At 71.1% G+C, this 16,190-nt stretch carries 14 protein-coding genes; 10 read left to right on the forward strand and 4 right to left on the reverse strand.

All coding sequences use genetic code 11. From position 1 onward, the window contains the following. Positions 1-181 precede the first annotated feature (181 nt). From ACIPRD_RS29945 to ACIPRD_RS29965, 5 genes are all read left to right on the forward strand, one after another. Complete coding sequence (locus ACIPRD_RS29945) at positions 182-1,207, forward strand: MraY family glycosyltransferase (protein WP_401567562.1); 1,026 nt, start codon at positions 182-184, stop codon at positions 1,205-1,207. A gap of 94 nt (positions 1,208-1,301) precedes the next feature. Then, entirely contained in the window at positions 1,302-3,143 is a 1,842-nt protein-coding gene (dnaK, locus tag ACIPRD_RS29950) for a molecular chaperone DnaK (protein WP_356410014.1), read from the forward strand. After that, the gene (gene grpE, locus ACIPRD_RS29955) at positions 3,140-3,790 is read left to right on the forward strand and encodes a nucleotide exchange factor GrpE (RefSeq protein WP_356410011.1); all 651 of its coding nucleotides are present in this window, start codon (positions 3,140-3,142) and stop codon (positions 3,788-3,790) included. Before dnaK ends, grpE begins: the two co-directional genes overlap by 4 nt. Positions 3,791-3,826: 36 nt before the next feature. After that, a complete protein-coding gene (dnaJ, locus tag ACIPRD_RS29960) occupies positions 3,827-5,005 on the forward strand; it encodes a molecular chaperone DnaJ (protein ID WP_356410008.1) in 1,179 nt (392 codons plus the stop codon). Between the two features lie 7 nt (positions 5,006-5,012). Next, positions 5,013-5,468, forward strand: a complete 456-nt coding sequence (locus tag ACIPRD_RS29965; RefSeq protein ID WP_356410005.1) for a heat shock protein transcriptional repressor HspR — start codon at positions 5,013-5,015, stop codon at positions 5,466-5,468. A gap of 57 nt (positions 5,469-5,525) precedes the next feature. On the opposite strand, the gene ACIPRD_RS29970 is transcribed toward ACIPRD_RS29965, so the two are convergent. Continuing rightward, positions 5,526-7,544 (reverse strand): PA14 domain-containing protein, encoded by a 2,019-nt coding sequence (locus ACIPRD_RS29970; RefSeq protein WP_401567566.1) that lies wholly within the window; start codon positions 7,542-7,544, stop codon positions 5,526-5,528. 302 nt (positions 7,545-7,846) lie between these two features. Between ACIPRD_RS29970 and ACIPRD_RS29975 the strand changes: the two genes are divergently transcribed. Together ACIPRD_RS29975 and ACIPRD_RS29980 are read left to right on the forward strand one after the other, a co-directional pair. Next, a complete protein-coding gene (locus ACIPRD_RS29975) occupies positions 7,847-8,953 on the forward strand; it encodes a substrate-binding domain-containing protein (protein WP_356409999.1) in 1,107 nt (368 codons plus the stop codon). Between the two features lie 265 nt (positions 8,954-9,218). Next, a complete protein-coding gene (locus ACIPRD_RS29980; protein WP_356409996.1) occupies positions 9,219-10,250 on the forward strand; it encodes a helix-turn-helix transcriptional regulator in 1,032 nt (343 codons plus the stop codon). Here ACIPRD_RS29980 and ACIPRD_RS29985 read toward each other — a convergent pair. Both ACIPRD_RS29985 and ACIPRD_RS29990 read right to left on the reverse strand, forming a co-directional pair. Further along, positions 10,213-11,184 (reverse strand): LuxR C-terminal-related transcriptional regulator, encoded by a 972-nt coding sequence (locus ACIPRD_RS29985; protein WP_401567571.1) that lies wholly within the window; start codon positions 11,182-11,184, stop codon positions 10,213-10,215. The two genes, ACIPRD_RS29980 and ACIPRD_RS29985, sit on opposite strands and share 38 nt — an antisense overlap. Before the next feature lie 28 nt (positions 11,185-11,212). After that, positions 11,213-12,223 (reverse strand): helix-turn-helix transcriptional regulator, encoded by a 1,011-nt coding sequence (locus ACIPRD_RS29990; protein WP_356409990.1) that lies wholly within the window; start codon positions 12,221-12,223, stop codon positions 11,213-11,215. Positions 12,224-12,326: 103 nt separating this feature from the next. Between ACIPRD_RS29990 and ACIPRD_RS29995 the strand changes: the two genes are divergently transcribed. Together ACIPRD_RS29995 and ACIPRD_RS30000 are read left to right on the forward strand one after the other, a co-directional pair. Beyond that, on the forward strand, positions 12,327-12,494 hold the full coding sequence (locus ACIPRD_RS29995; RefSeq protein WP_356409987.1) for a hypothetical protein: 168 nt from the start codon (positions 12,327-12,329) through the stop codon (positions 12,492-12,494). A 40-nt stretch (positions 12,495-12,534) separates the two neighbouring features. Then, entirely contained in the window at positions 12,535-12,831 is a 297-nt protein-coding gene (locus ACIPRD_RS30000; protein WP_356409984.1) for a (2Fe-2S)-binding protein, read from the forward strand. Positions 12,832-13,002: 171 nt separating this feature from the next. On the opposite strand, the gene ACIPRD_RS30005 is transcribed toward ACIPRD_RS30000, so the two are convergent. Then, positions 13,003-13,419 carry a pyridoxamine 5'-phosphate oxidase family protein gene (locus ACIPRD_RS30005; protein ID WP_401567803.1) on the reverse strand — a complete coding sequence of 139 codons (417 nt, stop codon included), beginning with the start codon at positions 13,417-13,419 and terminating at the stop codon, positions 13,003-13,005. Positions 13,420-13,554: 135 nt separating this feature from the next. On the opposite strand from ACIPRD_RS30005, the gene clpB reads away from it, so the two are divergent. Continuing rightward, complete coding sequence (clpB, locus tag ACIPRD_RS30010) at positions 13,555-16,152, forward strand: ATP-dependent chaperone ClpB (RefSeq protein WP_356410102.1); 2,598 nt, start codon at positions 13,555-13,557, stop codon at positions 16,150-16,152. The last annotated feature ends 38 nt before the right edge of the window (positions 16,153-16,190 follow it).

Here is a 16,190-nt window from a genome sequence, read left to right on the forward strand (position 1 = left end):
AGTACGGCGCGGGGTGATCTGGGTCGCTGAGGGGCGCCCTCGGCCCGTCCTCCGTGCGAGCGTCCCGGGCGCCGGTCGCTCGCGATCATTCTCCGCCCCCGGCGTCCGTCCGGATGTCCCGGCAGGCAATCGGATCGTGTTATTCATCCGCATTCGTCACTTTCGCGCCTAACTTGGAGGCGTGCTCTACGGGATCGCCGCGGCCAGCGCCGCCCTCCTCCTCGCCGCCGTGCTCACGGCGCTGCTGCGGGTGCCCGCGCTCAGGGCGGGCATCGTCGACCGGCGGCGGCAGCGGCAGAGACCCCTGCCGCTGTCCGGCGGCCCGGCCGTCGCCGCGGTGACCTGCCTGGTCGCCGCGGCGGGACAGTGGACCGGGGTCGCCCCGCTCGGGGACGGGGTCGGGCGGCTGCTCGTCGCCGGCGCCGGGGTCGCCGTCCTGGGCCTGGTCGCCGACGTGTGGCGGCTGCGCGCGAGGGTGCTCGTCGCCGGTACGGCGGTGGCGGCGGCCTGGGTGGTGCCGTACGGCGGGACGGGGGTCGCGGGCGGTGTCCTGGCCGTGGGCTGGATCGTCCTCGCCTCGCTCGCCGTCAAGGGGCTCGACCAGGCCGACGGGCTCGCCGGGACCGTGGGAGTGGTCACGGCGTTCGGCGCCGGGCTCTGTGCCGCCGCCGAGGTGATGGACGGGCTGGCCGTGCTGCTCAGCGTGGCCGCCGCCGCGCTCACCGGGTTCCTGATGCACAACTGGCACCCCGCGCGGGCCGGGCTCGGGGCCTGCGGGGCGCTCTTCACCGGGTTCCTGCTGTCCTCGGCCGCGGTCCTCACGCGCGCGGGCTACGGGTTCGTGCCCTCCGCGGGGGTGCTGTTCTGCCTGGGGGCCGTGCCGGCCGCCGACTTCCTGCTCGTCGTCCTCGCGCGGCTGCTGGGGCGCCGTCCGCTGCTGCGGCGGGGCCCCGACCACCTCGCGCACCGGCTGCGCCGGCTCGGACTCACCCCGCCGGGCGTGGTGGTGCTGCTGGGGGCCGGCGCCTTCGCGACGGTGCTCGTGGGGGTACTCGTCCACACGGGCTGGGCCGGGGGGACGGCCGTGCTCTGGGTGGCGGGAGGGGGCGCCGCCGTCGTGGCCGTCCTGCTCCGCGGGCCGGTGCGGGCGGGCCGCGGAACCGCTCCCGCGCAGGTCACCGGGCGGTTGCGTGTAAGGAGCGGATAAGAGTTGAGTCCCGATGGCTCATGTCTGTTGACCGCGCGGGTCGGCTCGTGCACACTTGAGTCCGTTGCACTCAAGTCAGCTGGAGGAATCAACCATGGCACGTGCGGTCGGCATCGACCTGGGCACGACGAACTCCGTCGTGAGCGTTCTGGAGGGCGGCGAGCCCACCGTCATCACCAACGCCGAGGGTGCCCGGACCACGCCGTCCGTCGTCGCCTTCGCGAAGAACGGTGAGGTGCTCGTCGGCGAGGTCGCCAAGCGCCAGGCGGTCACGAACGTGGACCGGACCATCCGCTCGGTGAAGCGCCACATGGGCACCGACTGGAAGATCAACCTGGACGGGAAGGACTTCAACCCCCAGCAGATCTCCGCGTTCATCCTGCAGAAGCTGAAGCGTGACGCCGAGGCCTACCTGGGCGAGAAGGTGACCGACGCGGTCATCACCGTCCCGGCGTACTTCAACGACTCCGAGCGTCAGGCGACGAAGGAGGCCGGCGAGATCGCGGGTCTGAACGTCCTGCGCATCGTCAACGAGCCGACCGCCGCCGCGCTGGCGTACGGCCTCGACAAGGACGAGCAGATCATCCTCGTCTTCGACCTCGGTGGCGGCACCTTCGACGTGTCCCTCCTGGAGATCGGCGACGGCGTCGTCGAGGTGAAGGCCACCAACGGCGACAACCACCTCGGTGGTGACGACTGGGACCAGCGCGTCGTCGACTACCTGGTGCAGCAGTTCAAGGCCGGCCACGGTGTGGACCTCGCCAAGGACAAGATGGCCCTCCAGCGTCTGCGTGAGGCTGCCGAGAAGGCCAAGATCGAGCTGTCCTCGTCCTCCGAGACCTCGATCAACCTGCCCTACATCACGGCCTCCGCCGAGGGCCCGCTGCACCTGGACGAGAAGCTCACCCGCGCCCAGTTCCAGCAGCTGACCGCCGACCTGCTGGAGCGCTGCAAGACGCCGTTCCACAACGTCATCAAGGACGCCGGCATCCAGCTCGGCGAGATCGACCACGTCGTCCTCGTCGGTGGCTCCACCCGTATGCCCGCCGTGGCCGAGCTCGTCAAGGAGCTCACCGGCGGCAAGGACGCCAACAAGGGCGTGAACCCGGACGAGGTCGTCGCCATCGGCGCCGCGCTCCAGGCCGGTGTCCTCAAGGGCGAGGTCAAGGACGTCCTGCTCCTCGACGTCACCCCGCTGTCCCTCGGTATCGAGACCAAGGGCGGCATCATGACCAAGCTCATCGAGCGCAACACCACGATCCCGACCAAGCGGTCCGAGATCTTCACGACGGCCGAGGACAACCAGCCGTCGGTGCAGATCCAGGTCTACCAGGGTGAGCGCGAGATCGCGGCGTACAACAAGAAGCTCGGCATGTTCGAGCTGACCGGTCTGCCGCCGGCCCCGCGTGGCGTCCCGCAGATCGAGGTCGCCTTCGACATCGACGCCAACGGCATCATGCACGTGACCGCCAAGGACCTGGGCACGGGCAAGGAGCAGAAGATGACCGTCACCGGCGGCTCCTCGCTGCCGCGCGACGAGGTCGACCGGATGCGCCAGGAGGCCGAGCAGTACGCGGAGGAGGACCACCGCCGCCGCGAGGCCGCCGAGACCCGCAACCAGGGCGAGCAGCTCGTCTACCAGACCGAGAAGTTCCTCAAGGACAACGAGGACAAGGTCCCGGGCGAGATCAAGACCGAGGTCGAGGCCTCCATCGCCGAGCTGAAGGAGAAGCTCAAGGGCGAGGACGCCGCCGAGATCCGCACGGCCACCGAGAAGGTCGCGGCCGTCTCGCAGAAGCTCGGCCAGGCCATGTACGCCGACGCCCAGGGCGCGCAGGCCGCCGGCGGTCCCTCCGCCGACGCCGGTGACGTCAAGGACGACGACGTCGTGGACGCCGAGATCGTCGACGACGAGCGCAAGGACGGTGCCGCGTGACGGAGGAGACCCCGGGCTTCGAGGAGAAGCCCGACGTCCCCTCCGGCGCGACCCCCGACGACGCCGAGCCGAAGGCCGCCCCCAAGGAGGGGGCGGCCCCGGCCGGGGACGGAGCAGCAGACGCGGCCCTGGTGGCCCAGCTGGACCAGGTGCGCACGGCGCTCGGCGAGCGCACGGCGGACCTCCAGCGCCTGCAGGCCGAGTACCAGAACTACCGCCGCCGGGTCGAGCGCGACCGGATCGCGGTCAAGGAGATCGCCATCGCGAACCTCCTGACCGAGCTCCTGCCCGTGCTCGACGACATCGGCCGCGCGCGGGAGCACGGCGAACTGCTCGGCGGCTTCAAGTCGGTGGCCGAGTCGCTGGAGACCGTCGCGGCCAAGATGGGCCTCCAGCAGTTCGGCAAGGAGGGCGAGCCCTTCGACCCGACGATCCACGAGGCCCTGATGCACTCCTACGCGCCGGACGTCACCGAGACGACCTGCGTGGCGATCCTGCAGCCCGGGTACCGCATCGGTGAGCGCACCATCCGCCCCGCGCGGGTGGCCGTGGCCGAACCGCAGCCCGGCGCGCAGACCGTCAAGGCCGACGAGGCCGAGGAGGCGGCGGCCGACGAGAAGGAGAACGGTGGCCCGGACGAGGGCTGACGTCATCACCGCGGACAGGAAGGAGGGACGTCGGGGATGAGTACCAAGGACTTCATCGAGAAGGACTTCTACAAGGTCCTCGGCGTCCCCAAGGACGCCACCGAGGCCGAGATCAAGAAGGCGTACCGGAAGCTCGCCCGCGAGTTCCACCCGGACGCCAACAAGGGCAACGCCAAGGCCGAGGAGCGCTTCAAGGAGATCTCCGAGGCGAACGACGTCCTCGGTGACGCCAAGAAGCGCAAGGAGTACGACGAGGCGCGCGCCCTGTTCGGCAACGGAGGCTTCCGCCCCGGGCCGGGCGCCGCCGGCGGAAACTTCAACTTCGACCTGGGCGACCTCTTCGGCGGGGGCGCCCAGCAGAGTGGCGGCTTCGGCGGCGGAGGCGGCATCGGTGACGTCTTCGGCGGCCTGTTCAACCGGGGCGGCGCGGGCGGTACGACCCGCACCCAGCCGCGCCGCGGCCAGGACGTGGACACCGAGGTCACCCTCAGCTTCACCGAGGCGATCGAGGGCGCGACCGTCCCGTTGCGGATGACCTCGCAGGCTCCCTGCAAGGCCTGTTCGGGCACCGGCGACAAGAACGGCACGCCCCGGGTGTGCCCGACCTGCGTCGGCACCGGGCAGGTCGCCCGGGGCTCGGGCGGCGGCTTCTCGCTGACCGACCCCTGCCCCGACTGCAAGGGCCGCGGCCTGATCGCCGAGCACCCCTGCCTGGAGTGCAACGGCAGCGGCCGCGCCAAGTCCTCGCGCACCATGCAGGTCCGCATCCCGGCGGGTGTCACCGACGGGCAGCGGATCCGGCTGCGCGGCAAGGGCGCGCCCGGCGAGCGGGGCGGACCGGCGGGTGACCTGTACGTCACCGTGCACGTCGGCGAGCACCCGGTGTTCGGGCGCAAGGGCGACAACCTCACCGTCACCGTGCCGGTGACGTACCCCGAGGCGGCGCTCGGCGGGGAGGTGCGGGTGCCCACCCTGGGCGGTCCGCCCGTCACCCTGAAGCTGCCGCCCGGCACGCCCAACGGCCGCACCATGCGGGCGCGGGGCAAGGGCGCGCTCCGCAAGGACGGCAGCCGCGGGGATCTGCTGATCACCGTCGAGGTGAGTGTCCCGAAGGACCTGTCGGGGAAGGCTCGTGACGCGCTCCAGGCGTATCGCGAGGCGACCGCGGACGAGGATCCTCGGGAGGAGCTGTTCGAGGCCGCGAAGGGAGATTGAGAGGCCCATGGACACACCCGGTCGTCGGCGCAACCCGTACGAGCTGACCGAGGAGACACCGGTCTACGTCATCTCGGTCGCGGCCCAGCTGTCCGGGCTGCACCCGCAGACCCTGCGGCAGTACGACCGGCTGGGTCTGGTCTCTCCCGACCGCACCGCCGGCCGCGGCCGGCGCTACTCGGCCCGTGACATCGAACTGCTCCGCCAGGTGCAGCAGTTGTCGCAGGACGAGGGCATCAACCTGGCCGGCATCAAGCGGATCATCGAACTGGAGAACCAGGTCGCCGCGCTCCAGTCCCGCGTCGCGGAGATGGAGTCGGCCCTGGACGGCGCGGCGGCCGCGATGCAGCAGCGCGAGGCCGCCGTCCACGCCTCCTACCGCCGTGACCTGGTCCCGTACCAGGAGGTCCAGCAGACCAGCGCGCTGGTCGTCTGGCGCCCGAAACGGCAGCAGAAGGACTGAGCACCACCGAGAAGGGGCCCGGAGAACTCTCCGGGCCCCTTCCGCGTGCCCGGACGCTCACGCGCCGCTCGGCGGGACCACCACCGGTGCGAGGCCGGAGAAGGCCTCCGTGCCGTCCGGAGCGACGACGGAGACGACGTAGTAGCCGGTCGTTCCGGCCGGGGTGGCCGCATCGGTGTAGCCGTGGGCGTCCGCGCCCAGGGGCACGTCGGTCAGCCGGACGTACTGGCCGGCGGCGCGGTCCCAGCGGTACACGTGGAAGCCCGTGGCCGTTGCCGCACCGGCCGTGCGGGCGGTCCACGACAGGGCCGCGTGGCCGGTCCCGTCGGTCCGGGCCGACAGGGTCAGGCCGGCGGTGTCGGGGAGCGTGGCGGCCGGGGTGAGGTCGAGCTCGTGGGCCTCGGTCCGGGCGACCTGCCGCGGGGAGGTCTCCCAGAGGGTGTTCGAGGACGTGTCGGTGCCGGCGACGTAGTAGACCCAGTTCTCGCCGTCCGGCACGTCGAGGTCGGTGAACCGGGTGGTGCCGGGCGCGAGACGGGCGATGTTCTCGTCCTCGGTGGGGTGGTCCGCGGGTGCGCGGAAGACGTCGTACTCGGCGACGTCCGGGGCCGGGCTCGCCTCCCACTCCAGGTCCGTGCCGTACTCCGTGGCGGTGGAGGTGAGTCCGGTGACGGGGGGAGGCGGGGTGCGATCGTAGAGGCCCCCCTGTTGCACCTGCGAGGACTTCGACTCCTGACCGCCGGCACCGACGCTGGTGACCCGGTACCAGTACGCGGTCTCCGGTACCGCCGAGCGGTCGGTGCAGGCATAGGTCGCGATGGGGTCGTCGGCGGGGCCCACCCGGGACGGTTCGCAGTCGATCCGCACCTCGGCCGCGTTGTCGCCGGAAGCCTCCCTGCGGTAGACGCGGTACTGCGTCTCCGCCCGCAGCGGCATGGTCCAGCGCAGCTCGACACCGCTCTCGTCGGCGTTCGTGCCCGCGTCGAGCAGGTACGGGACGGGCAGCCGGCGGGTGTGGGCCAGGACGGCGGACCGGGAGGTGTTACCGGCGGCGTCGGTCGCGACGACGCGGTAGTAGGAGGTCTCGCCGTAGGGAGCGGTCTCGTCGCCGATGCTGCTGACACCGTTCAGCGTCCTGATCCTCACGAACTCGCCGGTCGCGGAGGAGGCGCGGAAGACGTCGTACCGGGCACCGGGTTCCCAGGCGTCGTCCCATGCGACGAGGACGCCGGAGTAGTCGTCGTCGGTCGCCGTCAGGACCGGGACGTCCGGCGCGGTCCGGTCGGCGGTGGTCACCGGCAGGTCGTGGGTGCCGCCGGACTCGTTGCCCGCCTTGTCGACGGCGCGCACCTCGTAGTAGGACGAAGCGCCGTTCGGCGGCAGGGCGTTGGTGAACGAGGTGGTGGTGAGGGTGCCGCCGCTGGTCAGGTGCCAGTCGTCGTGGCCCTTGGCGCGCACGTAGACGCGGTATCCGGCGAGGTCCATCTCCGGGTTCCGGGCCCAGGTCAGCTTCGCCTTGCTGCTCTTCGGGTCGTACGTCACCGAGGCCGCCGTGGGCGTCAGCGGGCGGACCTTGTCGACCGTGGACGAAGTGCGGGGTGTGTAGGCGAACTTGATGTTCGCGGCGCCGGTCCAGTTGACGTAGTCGACGCGCAGGGTGTGCCTGCCCGCGGGGATCGTGATGTCGGCGGTCTTCTTGACCGTGGCCGAGACGTTCTTCCAGACGTCGATCTTGCGGACGCCGTCCAGGTAGACGCGGACGCCGTCCTGGGCGGCCACCGGCAGGGAGAAGGGGCCGCCGGAGCCGAAGTCCCGTGTCACGGTCCAGCGGACGCCGAAGTTGTCCTTCGGCAGACCGGCGGCGGGGGCGCCGGTGCCCCAGTTCTCGGCGATCGAGGAGTCGCAGTCCTTCTTCTTCGGGCTGCCGGAGAACGCGGTGCCGGTGTAGAAGGCGCGGGTGTACACCGGCGAGGCGCATCCCGTCGTGGCCGAGGCGGGGGCGGCGGCCGTGTGCAGCAGGCCGCCTGCTGTGGCGAGGGCGACGGCTGTGGCGGTCGCGAGTCTGGCCGGCTTCATTCGTTCCTCTGCTCGATGGTCGATCGCAGCGGAAGCCAAGTTCCGCTGCCGACTGTGACCTTCGAGCAGCCCGGTTGGTTGCCCTGTTCTTTGCGTGACCGCGGTCTTCTCTTGGATGTAGAGGTCGTAAAGAGCCTTTGGAGAGGGTTGCGCACACTCTTCACAGGGTCAGCCGAGCGTGCCGTTGCGGATCCGTTAAGTAGTACTTCTTGACGCCGAGTGGCTACTCCGCGTTGTCTTTTCAGACACCTGGGTCGTAAAGAAGCGCCCACGTCCGGATCGCACTTGAAGTGAGCCCTCGAATGCGTCGTATCGCCATATCCGTGGCCGCGCCCACGATGATCCTTTCGCTTGCCGGCTGCGGTGCGCTGGACGCGGCGGGGAGTGGTGCCAGCGCGAGCCCGACCAAGGGTGACCAGGTCACCGTCGGCCTGCTGCTGCCGGAGAAGGCGAACACGCGTTACGACAAGTTCGACTTCCCCATCATCAAGGACAAGGTCGCCGAACTCACCCACAAGAAGGGCAAGGTGGTGTACGCGAACGCCGACGCGGACGCCACCCGCCAGGCCGGCCAGATGCAGGGGATGATCGACGACCACGTCGACGTCATCCTGGTCGACGCGGTCGACTCGCACGCCATCGCCGGCGAGGTCCGCAAGGCCAAGGACGCGGGCATCCCGGTCATCGCCTACGACCGCCTGGCCGAGGGTCCGATCGACGCGTACATCTCCTTCGACAACGAGCTCGTGGGCGAGGTGCAGGGCCGTTCGCTGCTGGAGGCGATGGGTGCCAAGACCGGCACCTCCTCCAAGATCGTCATGATGAACGGCTCGCCGACCGACCCGAACGCCAAGCAGTTCAAGCAGGGCGCGCTCTCCGAGCTGAGCGACAAGGTGACGATCGCCAAGTCCTACGACACCACGGACTGGAAGCCGGAGAACGCCACGGCCAACATGACCGAGGCGATCAACGCGATCGGCAAGGACAACATCGCCGGTGTCTACGCCGCCAACGACGGCATGGCCGGCGGTGTCATCAAGGCCCTCCAGGCCGCGGGCGTCACCAGCCTGCCGCCGATCACCGGCCAGGACGCCGAACTCGACGCGGTGCAGCGGATCCTGATCCACCAGCAGTACATGAGCGTCTACAAGTCCTACCCGGACGAGGCCGAGGCGGCCGCCCAGATGGCCGTCGCCCGGATCCAGGGCAAGGACATCCAGTTCGACGCCCTCACCCAGGACCGTGTCGACAGCCCCACCCAGAAGCGGATCCCGGCCAAGCTCGTCCAGGTGACCGCCCTGACCGCGGACAAGATCAAGGAGACCGTCGTCGCCGACGGCATCTACTCGGTCGCCGACATCTGCACCGCCAAGTACAAGGCCGCCTGCGCGGCGGCCGGCCTGCGGTAGCACGGGCGCGGGACGCGGCGCGTCGGCGGACGCGCGGGGCGCGGTGAGTGGCCGGGAGGCCGTTCGCCGCGCCATGCCCTTGTGCGGGCCTTCTTCCGTGCCCTCCCCTCAGCTTGTTGCATCGTGGTCGGCGGAGGCCGGGCGATACCGGTACGCAGTGGTGCATCGCGGCCCGTGCGGCCGGTGGAGCCGTGTTGCGGACCCGGTCGGGGCCCGCGCATAGTTGCGCCACGGAAATGGCCGCGAGCCGGGGGTGGAATGGGCGATGACCGGGCACGGGACGCAGGAGCATCCCCACGGTGCCGACCGGCTGTGCGAGCCGGGGGACCGCGTGTACACCCGGGCCGTCCGCCGCGGGCGGGTGCCGCGCACGGACGCCGGGCCGGTGCCCTGCCTGCTCGAACTGGGCCTGCTGCACCCCGATCCCGATGACATGGACTGGCTGGTGCCCACCTCCCCGCAGGAGGTGATGGCCCGGCTGCTGCGCGGGGTCTACGACGAGGTCAGCGAGGGCCAGCGCCGGGTGGGTTCGGCCGTCGCCGCCTTCGAGCGGTACTCCGGCCTGGGGTACCAGGCGCGGTCGGCGGCGCCGGCCGAGGGCACGGCGATCCGGGTGCTGGACGGGCTGGCCCGGATCCAGACCGCGATCGACGAGGCGACGGAGGCGTGCACCACCGAGGTGCTCACCGTGCAGCCCGGCGGCATCCGCAGCGAGGACTCGCTCACCGAGGGCCTGCACCGGGCGCTGGAACTGCGCGGCCGCGGTGTGCGCATGCGCGATCTGTACACACATGTCGCCCGGCACGGGCAGGGGCTGCTCCACTACTTCGAGCTGATGGGCGACGCGGTGGAGGCCCGGACCCTCGACGAGGTCACCGACCGGCTGATGCTCTTCGACCGCACGGTCGCCTTCATCCCCGCCAACGCCGAGCGCACGATGGCCCTGGAGCTGCGCCATCCCGCGCTGATCGAGTACCTGGTGACCGTCTTCGAGCGGCTGTGGCGGCTCGCGCTGCCGCTCACCGCCCCGCTGCCGGACACGGGCATCGACGGCATCTCCCACCGGGAGCGGTCCATCGCGGCGCTGCTCGCCGAGGGTCACCAGGACGCCGTGATCGCCGAGCGGCTCGGCATCAGCGTCCGTACCTGCCGTGCCCACATCGCCCGGCTGTCGGACACGCTCGGGGCGGCCAGCCGTACGCAACTGGGCGTCCGTATCGCCCAGGTGGGCCTGGACGCGCCGCCCTACGCCCGTACCGTCATGCTTCCCGGTCGAGGATCCCCGAGCGCCCTATGAGGTAGCCGAGCTGGGCGCGGCTCTGGCTGCCCAGGGTGGCGGCGAGCTTGGCGATGTGCAGGCGGGCGGTGCGCACGTTCATGCCCAGGCGGTCGGCTATGTCGCCGTCGGTGTGGCCCTCGATCAGCAGGCGGGCGATGGCGCGCTGGCGGGCGGTGACGCCGCTCACCGGCGGCTGCCGTACGGCCCGGGGGTGCATGGGGGTGGCCAGGTGCCACAGCCGGTCGAAGACGATCGCGAGGTACTCGATCAGCGCGGGATGGCGGATCTCCAGCGCGGCGGACCGGTCCTTGCTCGCGGGGATGAACGCCACCTTCCGGTCGATGAGCAGGAGCCGCTCCGTGACCTGGTCGAGCGTGCGGGCCTCCACGTCGCCGCGCAGCTGCTCGTAGCGCGCGACGACCGCGGGGACGTGGCGCTGGGTGTGCTGGTAGAGGGTGCGGATGCGGCCGCCCCGGTCCAGCAGGGCCTGGTCGCGGATCAGGGCCGTGGTGCGCAGGGCGCTCTCCAGGCTGTGCGGCTGGATGGTGAGGACCTCCCCGGCGATGTCCGCCATGGCCTCGGAGATGGCGGTGTTGATCCGGTCCAGGCCGCTCAGCATCCGGATGCCCGTCGCGTCCGCCCGGTCCGTGTCCGGTGTCCCGAGGGCGAGGAGCGGTTCGAGCGCTCCGGTCAGCCGGTCGCCCTGCCGGCGTCTGCGGGCGATGTCCTCGTCGACGTCGCGCAGCAGCCGGTGGAGGGCGACGGCGGGGGCCTCCGGGCGCAGGAGGCGGGCGTCCCCGGGGTCGGGCCGCAGGAGCCCGGCTGCGGCCAGGCAGGGCAGCCGCTCGGCGTCCCCGGCCGGGACGTGGCCCTCGTGCAGCGCGCGGGTGTAGAGGGCCAGCCCGGCCGGGCAGGGCTCCTCCGGCCTGTGCTCGTGTGTTCCTGCTGTCACCGGCGGCCGCCTTCCCCGCGGTCGGGATTCAGGGTTCCTGGTTGAGGATTCCGGACCGGGCGATGAGGAATCCGAGCTGGGCCCGGCTGCCGCTGCCGAGAGCCTGGGCGAGCTTGGCGATGTGGGCGCGGCAGGTGCGGACGTTCATGCCCAGGCGGCGGGCGATCGCCTCGTCGACATGGCCCTCGACGAGGAGCTTGGCGATCGAGTGCTGGATGTCGGTGAAGCCGTCGGGGGCGGGCTGGTAGGGGCGTCCGGTGCTCAGCGGGACCGCGCGGCTCCACATGAACTCGAAGACCTTGATCAGATAGCGGACCAGGCCGGGGTGGCGCAGTTCCAGGGCGACCTGCTGGTCGTCGCGGATGGGGATGAAGGCGACGGACTCGTCGCAGATGATGAGCCGCTCCACGATCTCGTCGATCGTGCGGTACTCCGCCTTGCCGTCGCCGAGCTGGGCGGCGTAGCCGAGCTTCTCCTGGCTGTAGCGGGCGGTGTGCTGGTACAGGGTGCGGATCCGCAGCCCGCGTTCGATGAGCGGTCTGTCCCGCTCCAGGCCGCGCAGCAGGCTGAGTTCGGACCGCTGGTCGTTCGGCTGGATCGTCAGCATCTCCGTGTGGCACTGCTCGGTGGCCAGGTTGAGCGCCGCGTTGATCCGGTCGCCGCCCTCGAGGAGGGTGATCGAGTCGCTGGTCGCCGACAGCTGTGCACCGAGTGCCATGAACGGCTCGAAGGCGTCGGCGAGTTCGATGGAGTGCCGGCGCCGCTCGGTTATCTCCCGTTCGATCGGCGTGAGCCGCTGCGCCAGGGCGACCGCGGGCGGCACCGGACGCAGCCAGTCCGGGTCGTCGGGGTCGGGATGGAGCAGGGCGAACTCCCTCAGGCAGGGGGCGGCCTCCGCGTCCGCACGAGCGACACGTCCGGTGCGCAGGGCAGCGGCGTACAGACGTCCGCCTTCAGCGCACAAGGTGGTCACTGCGTGGGGATGTGTCTCTTTTGTGTGATTGGCTGCCAAATCTCCACCCCCCAGGGTCCTGAACATGCAGGAACATGATGCACCGATTGTGTGGCCAGGATGTGCCCGAATGAGCCATCGTCGTATCTGTCGGGGGAATGGGGACCTTCAAGTGAGGACGAAGCCTGCCATGCACAAGAAATTGCTTCGCTCGGTGCTTGTCGCCGCCTTCTCCGTCCTGGTGGCAGTCGGCGCTTCGAGCGGCTTCGCCAAGGTGAAGCAGGACGTTCGGGCGGACAGTGCCTGGCCGCTGATCGCGCCGCACGTCGTCGGGGCCAAAAGCGGAGCCGTGAGCTGACGTGGCGACCCCACCCGACGACCGCAGTTTCCGACGGGAGATGGCGACCGCTTACCGCTCCGGCTGGCACTTCATCGATCTGGTCACCGCCATCCCCCACAGTGGTGACTCGTTGATGGTGACCGTCTTCGGTGAGCCGGTGGTCGTCACCCGCGACGACGACGAGGACGTACGGGCGTACCGGTGCCTGCGCAAGCCCCGAGGGGCGCCGCAGCCGGTGCGGTGTGCCGTCCGGTACGGCATGATCTTTGTGAACCTGGACCGACGGGACCACCGGCTGGCAGAACCGGACGTCCCTGACACGCGGACCATCTCAGCCACCCCCCGCAGTGCCTGACGCGATTCCCCCGTCGTAAAAGATCGCTCAGGTACTTCCCCCCGCAGCGGCGTCACCGTGACCTGAACACGGTGACGCCGCTGCAGTTTGCGGCGGTACAGGCGGGAAGCGGGGGAAACGGGGCCGCGCCCCGAGTGGCCGGAACGGGCCGCTCCGCCGCCGCCCCGAGCCTCATCCGTGCCCGAGCCGGCGTCCCACCTCGATCTCGATGACCACCCGCGCCGGGTTCTCGCGCGGCACACGCCCGTAGCGCTCGGTGTAGCGCCGCTCGGCCTCCGCCACCCGCTCCGGCTCGGTGCGCACCCGGGCGCGGCCCTCCAGGGTGGCCCACCGGCGGCCGTCCACCTGGCACACCGCGACGCGCGCGCCCTCGGGGCCGGCCGCGCGCACATGGGCCGCCTTCGCACTCGTACTGCTCGTGATCACCCTCGCCAGACCCGCCTCGGGGTCCCAGGTCACCCCGACCGGCACCACGTGCGGGCTGCCGTCGCGGCGGAGGGTCGTCAGGGTGCACAGGTGCCGCTCCCGCCAGAAGGCGAGGTACGACTCGTCGGGAGTGCCCGTGTTCGCGGAGTTCGTGGAGTCCATGGCCATGGCCGAAACCTAGTCGCAGGAACCCGCGTCCCTTTAATTGAGCGGAATGGACTCAACTTTGTGTATGTTGGTGAAGTCAGCAGTGGGGACGTGGCCGAGGGGCCCGATGCCGAGGAGGAGAACGCGAACGTGGACGCCGAGCTGACCAACAGGAGCCGGGAAGCGATCAACGCGGCCAGCCAGCGGGCCGTGACCGAGGGACACGCGGACCTGACGCCCGCCCACCTGCTCCTTGCTCTGCTCGCGGGGCAGGAGAACGAGAACATCACCGACCTGCTCGCCGCCGTCGGCGCCGACCAGGCCGTCGTACGCGCCGGTGCGGAGCGTCTGCTCGCGGCGCTGCCCAGCGTGACCGGCTCCACCGTCGCGCCCCCGCAGCCCAGCCGGGAGCTGCTCGCCGTCCTCGCGGACGCCGACGAGCGCGCCAAGGACCTCGGCGACGAATACTTGTCCACGGAGCACCTGCTCATCGGGATCGCCGCCAAGGGCGGCGCGGCCGGCGAGCTGCTCACGGCACAGGGTGCCGACGCGAGGAAGCTGCAGGAGGCCTTCCAGAAGGCCAGGGGAGGACGCCGCGTGACCACTGCCGACCCCGAGGGCCAGTACAAGGCCCTGGAGAAGTTCGGCACCGACTTCACCGCCGCCGCCCGCGAGGGCCGGCTCGACCCGGTCATCGGCCGGGACCACGAGATCCGGCGGGTCGTGCAGGTGCTGAGTCGCCGTACCAAGAACAACCCCGTGCTCATCGGCGAGCCCGGCGTCGGCAAGACCGCCGTCGTGGAGGGGCTCGCCCAGCGGATCGTCAAGGGTGACGTGCCCGAGTCGCTGAAGAACAAGCGGCTGGTCTCCCTCGACCTCGGCGCGATGGTCGCCGGGGCCAAGTACCGCGGTGAGTTCGAGGAGCGGCTGAAGGCCGTGCTCTCCGAGATCAAGGACTCCGACGGGCAGATCATCACCTTCATCGACGAGCTGCACACCGTCGTGGGCGCGGGCGCCGGCGGCGACTCCGCCATGGACGCGGGCAACATGCTCAAGCCGATGCTCGCCCGCGGTGAGCTGCGCATGGTCGGCGCCACCACGCTCGACGAGTACCGGGAGCGGATCGAGAAGGACCCCGCCCTGGAGCGCCGCTTCCAGCAGGTGCTGGTCGCCGAGCCCACCGTCGAGGACACCATCGCGATCCTGCGCGGGCTGAAGGGCCGGTACGAGGCCCACCACAAGGTGCAGATCGCGGACAGCGCGCTGGTGGCCGCCGCGGCCCTGTCCGACCGGTACATCACCTCCCGCTTCCTGCCCGACAAGGCCATCGACCTCGTCGACGAGGCCGCGTCCCGGCTGCGCATGGAGATCGACTCGTCCCCGGTCGAGATCGACGAGCTCCAGCGGTCCGTGGACCGGCTGAAGATGGAGGAGCTGGCGATCGCCAAGGAGACCGACCCGGCCTCCGTCGCCCGGCTGGAGAAGCTGCGCCGCGACCTCGCCGACAAGGAGGAGGAGCTGCGGGGCCTGACCGCCCGCTGGGAGAAGGAGAAGCAGTCCCTCAACCGGGTCGGTGAGCTGAAGGAGAAGCTGGACGAGCTGCGCGGCCAGGCCGAACGCGCCCAGCGCGACGGCGACTTCGACACCGCCGCCAAGCTGCTCTACGGCGAGATCCCCGAGCTGGAGAAGGAGCTGGAGGCCGCCTCGGAGGCCGAGGAGGAGGCCGCCCGGGACACCATGGTCAAGGAGGAGGTCGGCTCCGACGACATCGCGGACGTCGTCGCCGCCTGGACCGGCATCCCGGCGGGCCGCCTGATGGAGGGCGAGACGCAGAAGCTGCTGCGCATGGAGGACGAGCTGGGCCGGCGGCTCATCGGCCAGAGCGAGGCCGTGCGCGCCGTGAGCGACGCCGTCCGCCGTGCCCGCGCGGGCATCGCCGACCCCGACCGGCCCACGGGCTCCTTCCTCTTCCTCGGTCCGACCGGTGTCGGCAAGACCGAACTCGCCAAGGCGCTCGCGGACTTCCTCTTCGACGACGAGCGGGCCATGGTCCGCATCGACATGTCGGAGTACAGCGAGAAGCACAGCGTGGCCCGGCTCGTCGGCGCGCCTCCCGGGTACGTCGGCTACGAGGAGGGCGGCCAGCTCACCGAGGCCGTCCGCCGCCGCCCGTACACCGTGGTGCTGCTCGACGAGGTGGAGAAGGCCCACCCCGAGGTCTTCGACATCCTGCTCCAGGTCCTGGACGACGGGCGCCTGACGGACGGCCAGGGACGCACGGTCGACTTCCGCAACACCATCCTGGTGCTCACCTCCAACCTGGGCAGCCAGTACCTGGTGGACCCGGCGCTCGGCGAGGCGGAGAAGCGGGAGCGGGTGCTGGAGGTCGTCCGCGGCTCCTTCAAGCCCGAGTTCCTCAACCGGCTCGACGACCTCGTGGTCTTCTCGGCCCTCGACCAGGACGAGCTGGCCCGGATCGCCCGGCTCCAGATCGACCGGCTCGCCCGGCGTCTCGCCGAGCGGCGCCTCAGCCTGGACGTCACCCCCGAGGCCCTGGCCTGGCTCGCCGAGGAGGGCAACGACCCGGCGTACGGCGCGCGGCCCCTGCGCCGCCTCGTCCAGACCGCGATCGGCGACCGCCTCGCCAAGGAGATCCTCTCCGGCGAGATCAAGGACGGCGACACGGTCCGCGTCGACCGCGCCGCCGACGGCCTCACCGTGGGCGCGGCTCCGGCCAAGACGCTCTGACCGGCGCCGGACCGGCACGGCGGCCCGCACCCTCCCGG

It is taken from the genome of Streptomyces sp. NPDC090108, from assembly GCF_044747185.1.
In the GTDB taxonomy this organism is placed as follows: domain Bacteria; phylum Actinomycetota; class Actinomycetes; order Streptomycetales; family Streptomycetaceae; genus Streptomyces.